General features: G+C 62.3%; 13 protein-coding genes. 5 read left to right on the top strand and 8 right to left on the bottom strand.

Going from position 1 to position 15,207, the window contains the following annotated elements; translation table 11 throughout:
- Window positions 1–134: 134 nt before the first annotated feature.
- From ACSFBC_RS09180 to ACSFBC_RS09195, 4 genes are all read left to right on the top strand, one after another.
- Complete coding sequence (locus ACSFBC_RS09180) at window positions 135–1,529, top strand: TRAP transporter large permease (protein ID WP_435509989.1); 1,395 nt, start codon at window positions 135–137, stop codon at window positions 1,527–1,529.
- Window positions 1,530–1,568: 39 nt separating this feature from the next.
- Complete coding sequence (locus ACSFBC_RS09185) at window positions 1,569–3,095, top strand: UxaA family hydrolase (protein WP_435509990.1); 1,527 nt, start codon at window positions 1,569–1,571, stop codon at window positions 3,093–3,095.
- 147 nt (window positions 3,096–3,242) lie between these two features.
- The gene (locus ACSFBC_RS09190) at window positions 3,243–4,328 is read left to right on the top strand and encodes a malate/lactate/ureidoglycolate dehydrogenase (RefSeq protein ID WP_435509991.1); all 1,086 of its coding nucleotides are present in this window, start codon (window positions 3,243–3,245) and stop codon (window positions 4,326–4,328) included.
- Window positions 4,329–4,474: 146 nt separating this feature from the next.
- Window positions 4,475–5,914, top strand: coding sequence for a catalase (locus tag ACSFBC_RS09195; protein WP_435509992.1), 1,440 nt, complete (start codon window positions 4,475–4,477; stop codon window positions 5,912–5,914).
- 22 nt (window positions 5,915–5,936) lie between these two features.
- On the opposite strand, the gene slmA is transcribed toward ACSFBC_RS09195, so the two are convergent.
- Complete coding sequence (slmA, locus tag ACSFBC_RS09200; RefSeq protein WP_435509993.1) at window positions 5,937–6,587, bottom strand: nucleoid occlusion factor SlmA; 651 nt, start codon at window positions 6,585–6,587, stop codon at window positions 5,937–5,939.
- A 130-nt stretch (window positions 6,588–6,717) separates the two neighbouring features.
- Here slmA and galE point away from each other — a divergent pair, with 130 nt between their 5' ends.
- The gene (gene galE, locus ACSFBC_RS09205) at window positions 6,718–7,737 is read left to right on the top strand and encodes a UDP-glucose 4-epimerase GalE (protein WP_435509994.1); all 1,020 of its coding nucleotides are present in this window, start codon (window positions 6,718–6,720) and stop codon (window positions 7,735–7,737) included.
- A gap of 306 nt (window positions 7,738–8,043) precedes the next feature.
- Here the strand turns inward: galE and argB are convergent, their stop codons facing one another.
- From argB to ACSFBC_RS09240, 7 genes are all read right to left on the bottom strand, one after another.
- Window positions 8,044–8,937, bottom strand: coding sequence for an acetylglutamate kinase (gene argB / locus ACSFBC_RS09210; RefSeq protein ID WP_435509995.1), 894 nt, complete (start codon window positions 8,935–8,937; stop codon window positions 8,044–8,046).
- A 30-nt stretch (window positions 8,938–8,967) separates the two neighbouring features.
- Window positions 8,968–10,140, bottom strand: coding sequence for a hypothetical protein (locus ACSFBC_RS09215; protein WP_435509996.1), 1,173 nt, complete (start codon window positions 10,138–10,140; stop codon window positions 8,968–8,970).
- Window positions 10,141–10,147: 7 nt separating this feature from the next.
- Window positions 10,148–11,245, bottom strand: a complete 1,098-nt coding sequence (locus tag ACSFBC_RS09220; RefSeq protein ID WP_435509997.1) for an MraY family glycosyltransferase — start codon at window positions 11,243–11,245, stop codon at window positions 10,148–10,150.
- A 61-nt stretch (window positions 11,246–11,306) separates the two neighbouring features.
- Window positions 11,307–12,074 carry a glycosyltransferase family 2 protein gene (locus ACSFBC_RS09225; RefSeq protein WP_435509998.1) on the bottom strand — a complete coding sequence of 256 codons (768 nt, stop codon included), beginning with the start codon at window positions 12,072–12,074 and terminating at the stop codon, window positions 11,307–11,309.
- 9 nt (window positions 12,075–12,083) lie between these two features.
- Entirely contained in the window at window positions 12,084–12,839 is a 756-nt protein-coding gene (locus ACSFBC_RS09230; RefSeq protein ID WP_435509999.1) for a glycosyltransferase family 2 protein, read from the bottom strand.
- Window positions 12,840–12,891: 52 nt separating this feature from the next.
- On the bottom strand, window positions 12,892–14,232 hold the full coding sequence (locus ACSFBC_RS09235; protein WP_435510000.1) for a hypothetical protein: 1,341 nt from the start codon (window positions 14,230–14,232) through the stop codon (window positions 12,892–12,894).
- A complete protein-coding gene (locus tag ACSFBC_RS09240; RefSeq protein ID WP_435510001.1) occupies window positions 14,229–15,206 on the bottom strand; it encodes a glycosyltransferase family 2 protein in 978 nt (325 codons plus the stop codon). Before ACSFBC_RS09240 ends, ACSFBC_RS09235 begins: the two co-directional genes overlap by 4 nt.
- Window position 15,207: the final 1 nt, after the last annotated feature.

Below are 15,207 nucleotides of genomic sequence, written 5' to 3' on the forward strand. Positions count from 1 at the left end.
TCCCCCAGTCTTCGCGCACTTCGTGTCGCTTCGCCAACCCCCTTCCGGGGGCAACACCAACGGCCCGGCAAAGCCGGTTCCGCGGTGTTCCGGACTCAATCCCAGAGCGCAGAAATAAAAGACGGTAGTACCTCATGCTCAAGATCGCCTTCCTTCTCTTCATGAGCGTCGGCCTGCCGGTCGCCGTGGCCATGGCCGGCGCCTCGCTGGTCTACATCTACTGGTCGGGCAACCTGCCGCCCTTCGTCGTGATCCACCGCATGGTGAGCGGCATCGACAGCTTTCCGCTGCTGGCCGTGCCCTTCTTCATCCTGGCCGGCAACCTGATGAACAACGCGGGCATCACCAACCGCATCTACAACTTCGCGCTCGCGCTGGTGGGCTGGATGCGCGGCGGGCTGGGCCACGTCAACATCCTGGGCTCGGTGATCTTCTCGGGCATGAGCGGCACGGCCATCGCCGATGCGGCCGGCCTGGGCACGATCGAGATCAAGGCGATGAAGGAACACGGCTACTCGACCGAGTTCGCGGTCGGCGTGACCGCGGCCTCGGCCACGCTGGGCCCGATCATTCCGCCCAGTCTGCCCTTCGTGATCTACGGGATGATGGCCAACGTCTCGGTGGGCGCGCTGTTCATCGCGGGGCTGCTGCCCGGCGTGATCATGACCCTCCTGATGATGCTCACGGTCGCGTACTACGCGCACAAGAACGGCTGGGGCGCCGACGTGAAGCTGGTCTGGCCGCGCGTGATCAAGGCCTTGTTCGAGTTGCTGGTGGTCTGCGGCTGGCCCATGGCGCTGTGGTTCGCGGTCGACACGCTGGGCGCACCCGCGCAACCCGCCGTGCTGATCGCGCTGGTGATCCTGTTCGTGGCCGACAAGGTCTTCAAGTTCGAAGCCGTGCTACCCATCATGACGCCGGTGCTGCTGATCGGCGGCATGGCGACCGGCCTGTTCACCGCCACCGAAGGTGCAATCGCGGCCTGCGTCTGGGCCATGGTGCTGGGCTTCTTCTGGTACCGCACGCTGAAGTGGAAGATGTTCGTGCGGGTGTGCCTCGACACGGTGGAGTCCACCGCGACGGTGCTGTTCATCGTCGCGGCCGCTTCCATCTTCGGCTGGATGCTGACGGCCACCGGCGTGACCGCGGACATCGCGAACTGGGTGCTCAACTTCACCAAGGAACCCTGGCTGTTCCTGCTGCTCGCCAACCTGCTGATGCTGTTCGTCGGCTGCTTCCTCGAGACCACGGCCGCCATCACGATCCTGGTGCCGATCCTGCTGCCCATCTCTACGCAGCTGGGCATCGACCCGGTGCACTTCGGCGTGGTCATGGTGCTGAACCTGATGATCGGCGTGCTGCATCCGCCCATGGGCATGGTGCTGTTCGTGCTGGCCCGCATCGCCAACCTGAGCATCGAGCGCACGACGATGGCGATCCTGCCCTGGCTGGTGCCGCTGCTGCTGAGCCTGGCGCTGATCACCTACTGGCCGGCCACTGTGTTGTGGTTGCCCAAGCTCATGCAGTAACCACCTTCAGTTCTTCTCTCTCAAAACTACGAGCCCCCGATGACCCCATTCATTCGCCTCCACCCATCCGACGACGTGGTGATCGCCCGCAGCCAACTGGTGGGCGGCACGACGGTGGAGAACTTCACCGTGCGCGGCCTGGTCCCGGCCGGCCACAAGGTGGCGGCGCATGCCATCGACGCCGGTGCGCCGGTGCGCCGCTACAACCAGATCATCGGTTTCGCCAGCAAGCCGATCGCCGCGGGCGAGCATGTGCACACGCACAACCTCGACATGGGCCCGGACAAGGGCGACTTCGCCCGCGACTACGCCTATGGGGCCGACGTGAAGCCCGCGCCCGCGCGGCGCGAAGCCAGCTTCATGGGCATCAAGCGCGCCGACGGCCGCGTGGCCACGCGCAACTACATCGGCGTGCTGACCAGCGTGAACTGCTCGGCCACCGCCGCGCGCGCCATCGCCGACCATTTTTCGCGCAAGACCAACCCGCAGGCGCTGGCCGACTTCCCGAACGTCGACGGCATCGTCGCGCTCACCCACGGCACCGGCTGCGGCATGGACACCCAGGGCATGGGCATGCAGATCCTCGAGCGCACGCTCACGGGCTATGCGACGCACCCGAACTTCGCGGCGGTGCTGGTGGTGGGCCTGGGCTGCGAAGCCAACCAGATCAAGGCCTGGCTCGACACCGGGCACCTGGCCGAGGGCGAGAACTTCCGCACATTCAACATCCAGGACACCGGCGGCACGCGCAAGACGGTGGAGAAAGGCGTGGCACTGATCCAGGAGATGCTGCCGCGCGCCAATGCCGTGAAGCGCGAACCCTGCAGCGCCTCGCGCATCACGATCGGCCTGCAGTGCGGCGGTTCCGACGGCTATTCGGGCATCAGCGCCAACCCGGCGCTGGGCGCGGCGGTCGACCTGCTGGTGGCGCATGGCGGCACGGCCATCCTCAGCGAGACGCCCGAGGTCTACGGCGCCGAGCATTTGCTCACGCGCCGCGCGGTGAAGCGCGAAGTCGGCGAGAAGCTGGTGCAGCGCATCAAGTGGTGGGAGCACTACACCGAGATCAACCAGGGCGAGATGAACAACAACCCCTCGCCGGGCAACAAGGCGGGCGGGCTCACCACCATCCTGGAGAAGTCGCTGGGCGCGGTGGCCAAGGGCGGCACCAGCAACCTCGAGGCGGTGTACGAGTACGCCGAGCCGGTGACGGCACATGGCTTCGTCTACATGGACACGCCGGGCTACGACCCGGTGAGCGCCACGGGCCAGGTCGCGGGTGGCGCCAACCTCATCTGCTTCACCACCGGCCGCGGCTCGGCCTACGGCTGCGCGCCTTCGCCGTCGCTCAAGCTCGCGACCAACTCCGCGCTGTGGAAGCGCCAGGAAGAAGACATGGACATCAACTGCGGCGAGATCGTCGAGGGCACGGTGTCGATCCAGGAGATGGGGCAGCGCATCTTCGAGATGGTGCTGGCGACCGCGTCGGGCGAGCCGTCGAAGAGCGAGAAGCATGGGTACGGGCAGAACGAGTTCGTGCCGTGGCAGGTCGGCGCGGTCATGTAGCTCGCCTCCCTTTCTTGCCCCCTCTCCCTCCGGGAGAGGGCGGGGGTGAGGGCCTGCAGCTTCACAAGGTTGCGCCCTTCTCGAAGAAGCCCCCAACCCAGCCTTCCCCCGGAGGGGGAAGGAGAAAAACACCCTAGGAGCTTTTGAATGTCCAGAACCGTTCCCGCCGCAACCCTTCGCCAACAGGTGGCCCAGGTCCTTGTCGCCGCCGGCAGCGCACCCGCCGAGGCCGAGCAGGTCGCGGCCAACCTCGTGCTGGCCAACCTCAGCGGCCATGACTCGCACGGCGTGGGCATGCTGCCGCGCTATGTCGATGCCGTGACCGAGGGCGGGCTGAAGCCGAACACCTCGATCCGGATCAATGCCGACATCGGCACGCTGCTGGCGCTCGACGGCCAGGGCGGCTATGGGCAGGTCGTGGGCGTGCAGGCGATGGAGATGGGCATCGCGCGTGCCAGGCAGCACGGCAGCTGCATCTTCACGCTCGCGCATGCGCACCACCTGGGCCGCATCGGGCATTTCGCGGAGATGGCGACAGCGCAGGGCCTGGTCTCGATGCACTTCGTCAACGTGCTGTCGCGGCCCGTGGTCGCGCCCTGGGGCGGTGGCGACGGACGCTTCGGCACCAACCCCTGCTGCATCGGCGTGCCGCTGGCCGGCGCCGAGCCCTTCATCCTCGATTTCGCGACCAGCCGCGTCGCGCAGGGCAAGATGCGCGTGGCCCACAACAAGGGCGAGCGCATCGCGCCCGGCTATCTCATCGACGAACAGGGTCGGCCCACCGACGACCCCGGCGTGGTGGTGGTGCCGCAAGCAGGCAGCGGAGGGCCCGCGGGCGGGCCGGGCCTGTTCGGCGCGCTCATGACCTTCGGCGAGCACAAGGGCTACGGCATGGCCGTGGCCTGCGAACTGCTGGGCGGCGCGCTCAGCGGCGGCGGCACCTGGCATCGACCGGCGGACACCGCGCGCTCGGTCTTCAACGGCATGCTGACTGTGCTGATCGATCCCGCCAAACTGGGCACGCAGGCCAGCTTCGAACAGGAAGCGCAAGGCTTCGTCGACTGGCTGCGGCAGAGCCCGCCGGGCGCGGGCTTCGACCAGGTGCAGATCGCAGGCGAGCCCGAGCGTGCGGCACGCCTCGCGCGCGAACGCGATGGCGTGGTGGTCGACGATGCGACCTGGGGCGAGATCGTGGCCGCAGGCGCGAAGCTGGGGGTTTCGGTGACGGCTTGATGTCGGCGTCGCATGGCATGCACTTGCATGTCTATGAAGGGCTTCGGAATTTCCTATGGGCATTGCATTGCGCGGTGGATAGCACCGAACCACAATCGGTAGGCAGTCGATAGCCCGATGCTATTTTTAGAAAAGGAACCCTTCCGATGTCCAAGCTCACCACCGCCTTTGGCGCACCCGTCGTCGACAACCAGAACAGCCTGACCGCCGGCCCGCGCGGCCCGCTCCTCTCGCAGGACGTCTGGCTGTTCGAGAAGCTGGCCAACCTCAATCGCGAGGTGATCCCCGAACGTCGCATGCATGCCAAGGGCTCGGGTGCCTTCGGCACCTTCACCGTGACGCACGACATCACGCAGTACACGCGTGCCAAGCTGTTCAGCGCGGTCGGCAAGAAGACCGAGATGTTCGCCCGCTTCACCACGGTGGCCGGCGAACGCGGTGCGGCCGATGCCGAGCGCGACATCCGCGGCTTCGCGCTCAAGTTCTATACCGAGGAAGGCAACTGGGACCTGGTCGGCAACAACACGCCGGTGTTCTTCCTGCGCGATCCGCGCAAGTTCCCCGACCTCAACAAGGCGGTCAAGCGCGACCCGCGCACCAACCTGCGCAGCGCCACCAACAACTGGGACTTCTGGACCAGCCTGCCCGAAGCGCTGCACCAGGTCACGATCGTGATGAGCGACCGCGGGATTCCGTCGAGCTATCGCCACATGCACGGCTTCGGCTCGCACACCTACAGCTTCATCAGTGCGAACAACGAGCGCTTCTGGGTCAAGTTCCACATGAAGACGCAGCAGGGCATCCAGAACCTGACGGACGCCGAGGCGGCCGCGCTCGTCGGCTCCGACCGCGAAAGCCACCAGCGCGATCTGTTCGATGCGATCGAGCGCAAGGACTTCCCGAAGTGGACCGTGTTCGTGCAGGTGATGCCCGAGGCCGATGCCGACACCGTGCCCTACCACCCCTTCGACCTGACCAAGGTCTGGCCCAAGAAGGACTACCCGCTGATCGAGGTCGGCGTGATCGAGCTGAACAAGAACTCCGAGAACTTCTTCGCCGACGTCGAGCAGAGCGCCTTCGCGCCCAACAACCTGGTGCCCGGCATCAGCGTGTCGCCCGACAAGATGCTGCAGGCCCGCCTGTTCGCGTACTCGGATGCTCAGCGCTACCGCCTGGGCGTGAACCACCACCAGATCCCGGTGAACGCAGCGCGTTGCCCGGTGCACAGCAACCACCGCGACGGCGCGATGCGCGTGGACGGCAACTACGGCGGCACGCCGCACTACGAGCCCAACAGCTTCGGGCACTGGCAGGAGCAGCCCGACTACCGCGAGCCGCCGCTGAAGATCAAGGGCGACGCCGACTTCTGGAATTTCCGTGAGGACGATGCCGACTACTACAAGCAGCCCGGCGACCTGTTCCGCCTGATGAGCCCGGCCCAGCAGCAGGTGCTGTTCGAGAACACGGCCCGTGCAATGGGCGATGCGCCGGACTTCATCAAGCAGCGCCACATCGACAACTGCAGCAAGGCCGACCCGGCCTACGGCGCCGGCGTGGCGCAGGCGCTCAAGCAACTGCAGGGCTGAGCGCCGTCGACGCTGTCTTCTTTCAGAGCATCAATTGGACGGCGGCGTCCAGGTGCTCCGAAGGCAGCCGCCGAAAGCCCGAACGCACGAAGCGCTGCAGCCGCCCGACCACGAAGGCGGTGAGCGCGCCGGCACGCACCTGCGCATCGACCGTGGGCATCGCGGAGCCGTCGGCCACCGCGACGTCGCGCAGCACCTGGCGCAGCGTGGCCTCGATCTTGTCGAAGAACTGGTTCATCCGGCTCTGCAGGCGCTCGTTCTCGTAGACCAGCGCATCGCCCACCATGACGCGCGTCATGCCGGGATTCTTCTCAGCGAACTGCACCACCATCGTCACGATGCGCGCGGCCCGCTCGCGGCCCGCGCCATCGCGCTCGGCGATCTGGTTGACCAGCGTGAATACGCTCTGCTCGATGAAGTCGATCAGCCCCTCGAACATCTGCGCCTTGCTGGCGAAGTGCCGATAGAGCGCCGCCTCGCTGACATCGAGCTGTGCCGCCAGCGCGGCCGTGGTCACGCGCTCGGCGCCGGGCCGCTCCAGCATCGCCGCGAGGGTCTGCAGGATCTGCACGCGACGCTCGCCGGGCTTCGGCCGCTTGCGAACGACCGGTGAGGCCTCGGAAAGCGGAGCGGAGTCCCGGGACGGAGGAGCACTGGTCTCTTCGTTTTGCATGGGCGGCGCGCGCATATGTAAAAAAATGATTCTCGCACAAGGTCGTGAGTGCGCGCCAACTGCGCGCCTCGCCTGCGGATGTCCGCGCGTCGCGCAGAATACCCCTTTGACCTCTTTGGACGAACACGCGATGCACAAGAACATCCTGGTGACCGGCGGCGCAGGCTTCATCGGGAGCCATACCTGCGTGGCCTTGATCGAAGCCGGCTATGTGCCGGTGATTCTGGACAACCTCGGCAACAGCGACGTTCGCGTGCTCGACCGGCTGGCACGCATCACCGGCACCACCCCGGTCTTCATCGAAGGCGATGTGCGTGATCGCACTTTGCTCGACCAGGTGTTTCGCACCCACGACATCGCAGGCGTCATCCACTTCGCAGGCCTCAAGGCGGTCGGCGACTCGGTCGCCGACCCAATCACCTACTACGACAACAACGTGCACGGCACCTGGGTGCTGGCCGCGGCGATGCAGGCGGCGGGCGTGAAGACGCTGATCTTCTCGTCGTCGGCCACGGTCTACGGCGAGCCCGAGCGCTCGCCCATTCCCGAAGACGCGCCCTGCCGGCCGGCCAACCCCTATGGCCGCTCCAAGCGCATGGTCGAAGAGGCACTGATCGATCTGCAACTCGCGCAACCGGACTGGCGCATCGCGCTGTTGCGCTATTTCAACCCCGTCGGTGCGCACGAGAGCGGGCTGATCGGCGAACACCCGCAGGGCAAGCCCAACAACCTCATGCCCTTCGTTTGCCAAGTGGCCGTCGGCCTGCGCGACAAGCTGTCGGTGCATGGCGGCGACTACCCCACACCGGACGGCACGGGGGTGCGCGACTATGTGCACGTGATGGATCTGGCCGAAGGCCATGTCGCGGCGCTGCGCCATGCGGAGCAAGCGCCCGGACTGGTCACGCTCAACCTGGGCACGGGCACGGGTGCATCGGTGCTCGATGTCGTCAAGGCCTTCGAGCGCGCCAGCGGGCGGCAGATCGCCTGCGAGATCGGCCCGCGCCGGCCGGGCGACGTGCCGGCCTATTGGGGCGATCCGGCGCTCGCCCAATCCACGCTGGGCTGGCGCGCGCGGCGCGGACTCGATGCGATGTGCGCCGACAGCTGGCGCTGGCAGCAGGCCAATCCCCGCGGCTACGAGCCCTGAATGCCTTCAGCGTGTGACACCGCGGAACCGGCTTCGCCGGGCCGCTGGTGTCGCCCCCGAAAGGGGGAAGGCGAAGCGACACGCAGTGCGCAAGCCCTCGGGGGAGAGCCCATTGCTACCGCGGAACCGGCTTCGCCGGGCCGCGAGTGTCGCCCCCGGTAGGGGGTTGGCGGAGCGACACGCAGTGCGCAAAGCCCCGGGGGGCGAGCCAGTGACACCGCGGAACCGGCTTTGCCGGGCCGCTGGTGTCGCCCCCGGAAGGGGGTTGGCGGAGCGACACGAAGTGCGCGCAGACTGGGGGCGAGCCTATCGTGCCCGGATCATCGTCCCGTAGGCCTGGTCCGTAAGGATTTCCAGCAGCATCGCGTGCGGCACGCGGCCGTCGATGATGTGCACCGCATTCACACCGCTCTTGGCGGCATCGAGCGCGCCCTCGATCTTGGGCAGCATGCCGCCGGAGATGGTGCCGTCGGCAAACAGCTCGTCGATCTCGCGCGCGCTCAGGTCGGTCAGCAGGTTGCCGGCCTTGTCGAGCACGCCCGGCGTGTTGGTCAAGAGCATCAGCTTCTCGGCCTTGAGCACGGTGGCCAGCTTGCCCGCCACGACGTCGGCATTGATGTTGTAGCTCTCGTTCTCCTCGCCGAAGCCGATCGGGCTGATGACGGGGATGAAGGCATCATCCTGCAGCGCCTTCACCACGCTCGGGTCGATCGACACGATCTCGCCCACCTGCCCGACGTCGTGCTGCACGTTGGGATCGTTGCGATCGGCGAGCTTGAGCTTCTGCGCGCGGATCAGCCCGCCGTCGCGTCCGGTCAGGCCCACGGCCTTGCCGCCGGCCTGGTTGATCAGGCCGACGATGTCCTGCTGCACCTCGCCAGCCAGCACCCACTCGACGACCTCCATGGTCTCGGCATCGGTGACCCGCATGCCCTGCACGAAGCTGCCCTTCTTGCCGAGCTTGTTGAGCGCAGCCTCGATCTGAGGGCCGCCGCCATGCACCACCACCGGGTTCATGCCGACCAGCTTGAGCAGCACGACGTCTTCGGCGAAGTCGGCCTGCAGCGCCGGGTCGGTCATGGCGTTGCCACCGTACTTGATGACGATGGTCTTGCCGTGGAACTTGCGGATGTAAGGCAGCGCCTGGGCCAGGATCTCGGCCTTGTCGCGGGGGGGGATGTTGAGGACGGGGGTGGTCATGAGAACAGAAGTTTAGACGTCCGAAGATATTTAGGACGCGGTGTCATGCAGTGCGCGCCGACCAGCTTGCACCAACTCCCGACGCCAGAGCCACAGCGCCATGAAGATTCCGATCGCAAAGCCGCCCAACAACGCCACCAGGCGGGGGCCCGGCCGCTCGGGGCGCCCCAGCGTCGCCGGAGGCGCCACGAAGCTCGCCTTCGTCAGAAAGCGAGACTGGATATCCGAAATATCGGCAAGCATCTGGAAAGCCTGCTGAGACTCGGCATCCGATTTCATCTCCAAGCGAGCAGCAGAGAGGAGACGGGTCATCTCCTTCAGTGTCGTAACACCCGTGTCGGTCTGAACAAGCACGGGCTTCAACGAGTCCAGGATCTTCTGCACAAAACCGTACTGCTCTGCTTCTCGATCGAGTTTGGCCAGGTCTTCTCGAGCCTTGAGCATCTCTGCCTCTGCAGCCACGAGTTGGACAGACGCAGGAAGAAACTTCTCACTCTCCTTCCGAATCTCCACGACTTGGCCCTCGCTCCGCTTCGACGCGTCCGGGTAAAGCGCCAGGATGCGCTTGAAACCATCGATGCGGACCTGCGCCTGTTGCAGAACGAAATGCAGGTGCAACTTCGCTTCAGAAGCGCGATTGAAGAACTGCACGCTCTCTGCATCCCAGCGGGAGACAAGATCCTGAGCGGACTCCCGCACGGCGATGTCCTTGAAGTATTCGCCAAGCCATGTCGCGGACGCTACTGCGGCATCGGCTTCCCGATTCACGAACGAAATTTGCGCGCCCATGTAGACCGCGGGCGAGCGATTCAATGCATCGTCCCGGTCATATACCCGACTTCTAGACGTAAGACGGTCTCGTTTCTGCTCATCCTGCTCCTGTTTCAGCAACACTTCAGGAACGCTCTGGGAGTCCTGGCGACTGATCACAGGCACCGGATCGAGCCATTTTTCCTGAACGACCTTCAGAACGAAAGCATCAGGATTCTCGTCTGGGATGGGGAAAGTTTTGGCGTAACGACGCACGCTCTCGGTCGTTCCAGCAAGTTCCGAGAATCTCTTGTATTCGGCAAATCCCATTTCCATCTTCAGGATACCTTGGGCTTTGTTCCTCAGAAGCGGGCCTCGCCCCAGAGCGCCAAAAATCAGGCCTCCGATCAAAACGGAAAGAATCAAAATCAGTAGTTTTTTTCTAATAGACATACATGCGTCATTTCAAATGAAAGACAATCCACTTAGGCGTCTTAAAACGAATTATTTTCCGATACAACCACACATAGGAAAAACAAAAACCCACAACAAAAGTAAACAGTATGTAGGAATTTGCCCAAAAAATTGACGCCGGAAATATGGCCATGCCACTGAGAAGCCAGAGATATGGCGATGTCATCGAATTACGAAGCGTGCTCCCTAAATTCTCTGAATCAGCGATCATCCAGCGCAAAACGCGGCGATAGATAATGCTGTGAAGGTGAACGCCGTCGGGAGAGCCTGGCGAGACGCGGCGCACGATAACCCGCCGATAAATGGAAAATAGCGTTTCGAAAATTGGATAACTGAACAGAAGTACGGCATACCAAGGAGACACCACCGGATTTCTCAGCACCAGCAAAATGACGCTTTCCGCAAGCATGAAGCCGATAAAATATGCGCCGCCGTCTCCCAGAAAAATAAGGCCTGCGGGAAAGTTCCACACAAAAAAACCAGCAATCGAGCCGATCATGATCAGCGAAATTCCGAGCACCAGCGCGTCGCCCGTCTGAATCGCGATGTAGCCGATGCTTCCGAACATGAGGATGGCAACCATCGAGGAAAGGCCATTGAAACCGTCGATGATGTTGATCGCATTGGCAAGGCCCGCCACCGCGAAACACGTCACGGCCACCGAGATAAATGGAATCGACAGCAGATGAAGATCGATCCAGTCGACGCCCGTCCGGCGCACGACCGCTCCCAGAAGCAAGGCCGCGGCGAGGCCCGCAACCATCGTGGCGCCGAGTCGCGCGAGAACGCCCACCTTCTTGGTCAAATCTTCCACGAAGCCTGCCAAAAAAGCAGGGCTAGCCGCAATGAGTAGCAGCGCAATTTCGAACCAATAGGTGCGGCCCTGGAAAAATGCAGTCAAGAGTCCCGCCAAGCAGGCGAGCATGATCGATATGCCACCAATTCGAGGGACGACCCTTGTGTGGAATTTTTGCGGCCCTGAAAGATCGCTGTCTCCGGAGACACGACCGTGCGACGCCGAGGTTCTCACCACGAAAAGTGTCGCAGCCAGGGAGACAAAAAAACAGATTACTATGAATTGCATCTATGGCCTTTCTCTTCAGCCTCACCGTGCGATGACCCAACGCCTATCCAGACGAGAGAAATCATTTGGCGCTCTGAGGACGTCGAATGAATTGAAGTGACCTGGAAATCAACTTATTAAGGAAAAACTTGAGATAGGAAAACCTCAAGCCCAAGCTCAGCAAGGCCTTCTTCACCTCGACATTTTGCCTCAGGACACCCCGTACGCTGCGGTTTGAAACACCCCCCATTCTCATTTTCACGAGAACTTCAGGAATATAGCGGTAGCTGATCTTCTTCACCTCGAGGAATCGTGCCATCAACTCCACATCGGCCGCCACCGCGTACTCCAGATTGAAGCCGCCGAATCGCTCGTAAACGCTCTTTTTGACGAAGAAAGTGGGATGGGGCGGGCACCAGCCGGCCTCGAACGCTCGGGGCCTGAATTCGGACGACTTCCAGTACCGCACGATCTGCGTCGTATCTTCCTGTCCGACATAACACAGGTCGCCGTAACAACTGTCCGTAGAAGTCGTTTCGAACGCATGAGCGATTTTTTCCAGCACCGTAGGGGATGCATAAAAATCGTCAGCATTGATGAATCCGATGACTTCGCCTGTCGCCAGCGCCAAGCCTTTGTTCATCGCGTCGTAAATACCCTTGTCTGGTTCTGATACAACGCGTGCTACATGCTTTCCCTGTCGGGCGATGACCCCCAGGGTATCGTCCTTTGAGCCCCCATCGATAACAATGTGCTCCACATTCTTGTATGTTTGCGCCGCAACGGATTCGAGCGTGAAGCCAATCGTCGCAGCGCTGTTATAGCAAACCGTAATAATCGAGATTTTCATGACTTTATTTCATTCTTTTGCTGGGCGCAGGTTTCGAGCCGCAAGCCGGCCAAGGAAAGCCCAGCTCAGGGCGACCCGCCACCGGATCATCTGGAGCATGCCCTGTCGGCGCTCAGGGCTGACATTGGCGCCATGCCTTCTGTATTGCAGATAGGGTTTGGATAAGTAATGTGTCTTGCCCAGGGCGCGCCCGATCACCCCAAACCACATGTCATGCATGGGCACCAACGCCGGAATCGGCAATGCAACCGCCAGCACCGAGCGACGAAATGCCATGGCGCAGCCGAGATAGCAGTTCTTCACCAGGGTCTGAAGAACGTCGCCCCTGAAGCCGCCACGCGTCGCCATGAAAGACTGTTCGACGATCGTCCCACGACCGTCGATGATCTGGGCATCCGACAAAACGATCATCACATCCGGTTCCCGATCGAATATCGAAACGAATGCATCCCTTTTCCCCGTGAGCCAGACGTCGTCCTGATCGCAAAGAAAAACAACAGGATTCTTCGCGTATGAGAGTCCACGCTCGAACGTCAACCGGACACCCAGATTGACTTTGTTGGGTGTGACCACGACACGCGGATCTCCCTCGGTCAGCTGAGCAACCAGCTCCCGGGAACCGTCTTTTGAACAATCATCGACAATAATTAGTTCGTCGCCGTCATGAAGTTCGCGCAGCACCGAACTCAACTGCTCTGTCAGATAGGCCGTGCCGTTGTACACCGCCATGACCACCGAGACGGAAGAGCCTTGGACACCATTCATGAGAAAAATCTTTCCATCATCATGTTTAGTTCCCGGGGATTTTTCTTGAAGATCATGCTGCGTGCCGATTCCAGCCAACCACCGCTGACGAAATGGACGCCTTCCCTGGTGCCGATTCGTTCTCGGGATGGCATGGCGCCAGAGGCTGCCATCGCACTTTGTCCACGGGTGCTTGCGCACCGCCCTCGGACAGCTTCCTCAGGGAAAAAACCGCCATGATCACGAATGAAAGTCCAATAGGATTGTTCAAATAAGGATTGGTCGCCGTCTGGACATACACCAGGATGACACCGAAAAAGAAGGCCATCGCCAGACGATACTGAGGCGAGTTTCTCTTCATGCTGGAGAAGTAGTACCAAGACAAGGCGAGCGGCAGCATCCAGAAAGCCAGCGCCAGCGCCCCGATCTTCCACCAGATCGTCAAATAGCTGTTCTCGATGCTCAGGCGCCCGTTGATGAAGGCGCCGAATCCCTCGCCCAGCAGGATAGTCTTCAAGTCGAAGTTCCCCAGCATGAATGCCAGGTCGCCAAAACGGATCGAGTTCGAGATGGCACGCTGCTCGAGCAGATCGGTCCGGCTCAGTGTGGGCAGGTAGACCCAGACGGAAAAGGCCGCGAATGCGATGCAGAGAAACGCGATCGCCAAGGCCTGCCTGCGCCCCATGCGCCAGAGCAGAAGCACAGTCGCGATGGCTGTGGACAGGATGAGGCCCCGTGTCAGCGTCAGGATCAGCGCGGCGACCAGCAGTGCCATGAAGAGCCGCCAGAGCCGCCCTCCCAGCGCCAGGAAGAAAATGACGCCGATACCGAGGTACAGAAAGCCCTTATAGAAGAACAGATTCTCCCCACGGAAGAAAAACTCACCCGTCGAATCGAGGCGCCGATAGAAATCCGGAAAATCGATCAGATTGAAGGCCAGGCCGAAGACCGACAGGATGTAAAACACCGCCAGCACCACCGAACTGAATTTGATGAGATTCGCCGTTCTTTCGATCATTTCCTCGGACCGCAGGACGATGGCGAAGAACGGGACCATGAGCCAGTACAGCAGCGGCGAGACATCGAGGAAAATGTCCCGGATCGGGCCGCCATTCATCAGTCCGAAGATCAGCGCCGGCAAATGCGAGACGGTGAAGCCCAGCAGCAGCAGACATGCCAGCAGAAAACCGTTTCCTCGCACCCGTCCCGAGAGCACGAGCAGGGCCGTGCAGCCCAGGCAGGCCGCGAAAAGGAGCATGCGAGCCGTGATCGGCCCAATCTCGATCAGTCGCCCACCGCCGCCCAGGAAGAGTTCCAAGACGGTGAGCGTATAGAGCCACTCGACGATCGGTATCCGTCCTGACTGTGGCATGACGTCCGGTCCGGTGGTCGGTGCTTGTGGATGGCCGGTCATTGCAGCCCTCCCATGCGCCGGCTGAAGCCATGGCGAATCCCTCGCAGCATCATTTGCAGACTGCGAACCTTCTTCTCGTCCACGAAGACGTTTGCCACCAATCGGATCGACAATGATCCGAGGATCCGGCGGCGCCAGGCCGTCGAGACGTATGTCATCCTGCAGAAATAGACGCTATTTCTGTAGAAGAAGTAGCGCCGTATCGGCGAGTACCTGAAGAAACTCAGCCCCATGAATCGGATGGGCCGTGCATCCGAGAGCGCATGGCCCATTTCGACCTTCGCGCAGCCAAACAGTCGCCCGCCTTGGGCCCGGACGCGGAAAGACCAGTCGGTATCGGTGTAGTCGACGAAGAAACGCTCGTCATACCGCGATTTCGCCCAGGCCTCGATACACACCAGCGTGCCGGAGGTGATCAATGCATCCGTTTCGATCAGGTCGCTCGACGCATCCACGTGCTGCGAGGTTATTTTCCCGTCGACCTCCCTGTAGAACGGAAAATATCTTTTCTCGACTTCTCGCCGATCGAAGAACACCGGTCCGACCGCAGCGCAGTCAATGCCCTGGCCCCGCAGCCTTCGATGCGCCTCTTTCAATCCCGCAATCAGGTCCTTGGGTGGATCGCTGTCCTGATCGAAGGTCGCGACATAGGCCATCCCCGCGTCGCGGGCGCGGACGAAGCCCTCGTTCAAGGCGCGCCCCAAGCCAAGATTCGCTCCCAGTTCGATAAGTTCGACACGCACGCCGTCGGCCTTGGCACGTGCGGCGACCTCGGCGGCCCCGCCGTTGTCGACCAGAAACAGGTGATCGACCTGCGACGACAGCGAGTGCAACAGATTTAGCAGCACCTCGAACTCCGGGAGATACCCCACGACCACGGCCGCGCAGCCGGTCGATGCGGCTCGCGCCTCGTCGAGCGCCATCGTGTCGGAATCGATCACTCCGCCCTCGATTAAATTCAAATTTTCGGCCATG

The sequence above is a fragment of the Variovorax frigidus genome, from assembly GCF_051216515.1.
In the GTDB taxonomy this organism is placed as follows: Bacteria; Pseudomonadota; Gammaproteobacteria; order Burkholderiales; family Burkholderiaceae_C; genus Variovorax.

Excerpts from the sequence above, each read along its gene's own strand:
- ACSFBC_RS09225 (WP_435509998.1), bottom strand. The coding sequence starts at position 12,074 with ATGAAAATCTCGATTATTACGGTTTGCTATAACAGCGCTGCGACGATT.
- slmA (WP_435509993.1), bottom strand. The coding sequence starts at position 6,587 with ATGCAAAACGAAGAGACCAGTGCTCCTCCGTCCCGGGACTCCGCTCCG.
- ACSFBC_RS09235 (WP_435510000.1), bottom strand. The coding sequence starts at position 14,232 with ATGACCGGCCATCCACAAGCACCGACCACCGGACCGGACGTCATGCCA.
- ACSFBC_RS09190 (WP_435509991.1), top strand. The coding sequence starts at position 3,243 with ATGTCCAGAACCGTTCCCGCCGCAACCCTTCGCCAACAGGTGGCCCAG.
- ACSFBC_RS09220 (WP_435509997.1), bottom strand. The coding sequence starts at position 11,245 with ATGCAATTCATAGTAATCTGTTTTTTTGTCTCCCTGGCTGCGACACTT.
- argB (WP_435509995.1), bottom strand. The coding sequence starts at position 8,937 with ATGACCACCCCCGTCCTCAACATCCCCCCCCGCGACAAGGCCGAGATC.
- ACSFBC_RS09195 (WP_435509992.1), top strand. The coding sequence starts at position 4,475 with ATGTCCAAGCTCACCACCGCCTTTGGCGCACCCGTCGTCGACAACCAG.
- ACSFBC_RS09215 (WP_435509996.1), bottom strand. The coding sequence starts at position 10,140 with ATGTCTATTAGAAAAAAACTACTGATTTTGATTCTTTCCGTTTTGATC.
- ACSFBC_RS09180 (WP_435509989.1), top strand. The coding sequence starts at position 135 with ATGCTCAAGATCGCCTTCCTTCTCTTCATGAGCGTCGGCCTGCCGGTC.
- galE (WP_435509994.1), top strand. The coding sequence starts at position 6,718 with ATGCACAAGAACATCCTGGTGACCGGCGGCGCAGGCTTCATCGGGAGC.
- ACSFBC_RS09185 (WP_435509990.1), top strand. The coding sequence starts at position 1,569 with ATGACCCCATTCATTCGCCTCCACCCATCCGACGACGTGGTGATCGCC.
- ACSFBC_RS09240 (WP_435510001.1), bottom strand. The coding sequence starts at position 15,206 with ATGGCCGAAAATTTGAATTTAATCGAGGGCGGAGTGATCGATTCCGAC.
- ACSFBC_RS09230 (WP_435509999.1), bottom strand. The coding sequence starts at position 12,839 with ATGAATGGTGTCCAAGGCTCTTCCGTCTCGGTGGTCATGGCGGTGTAC.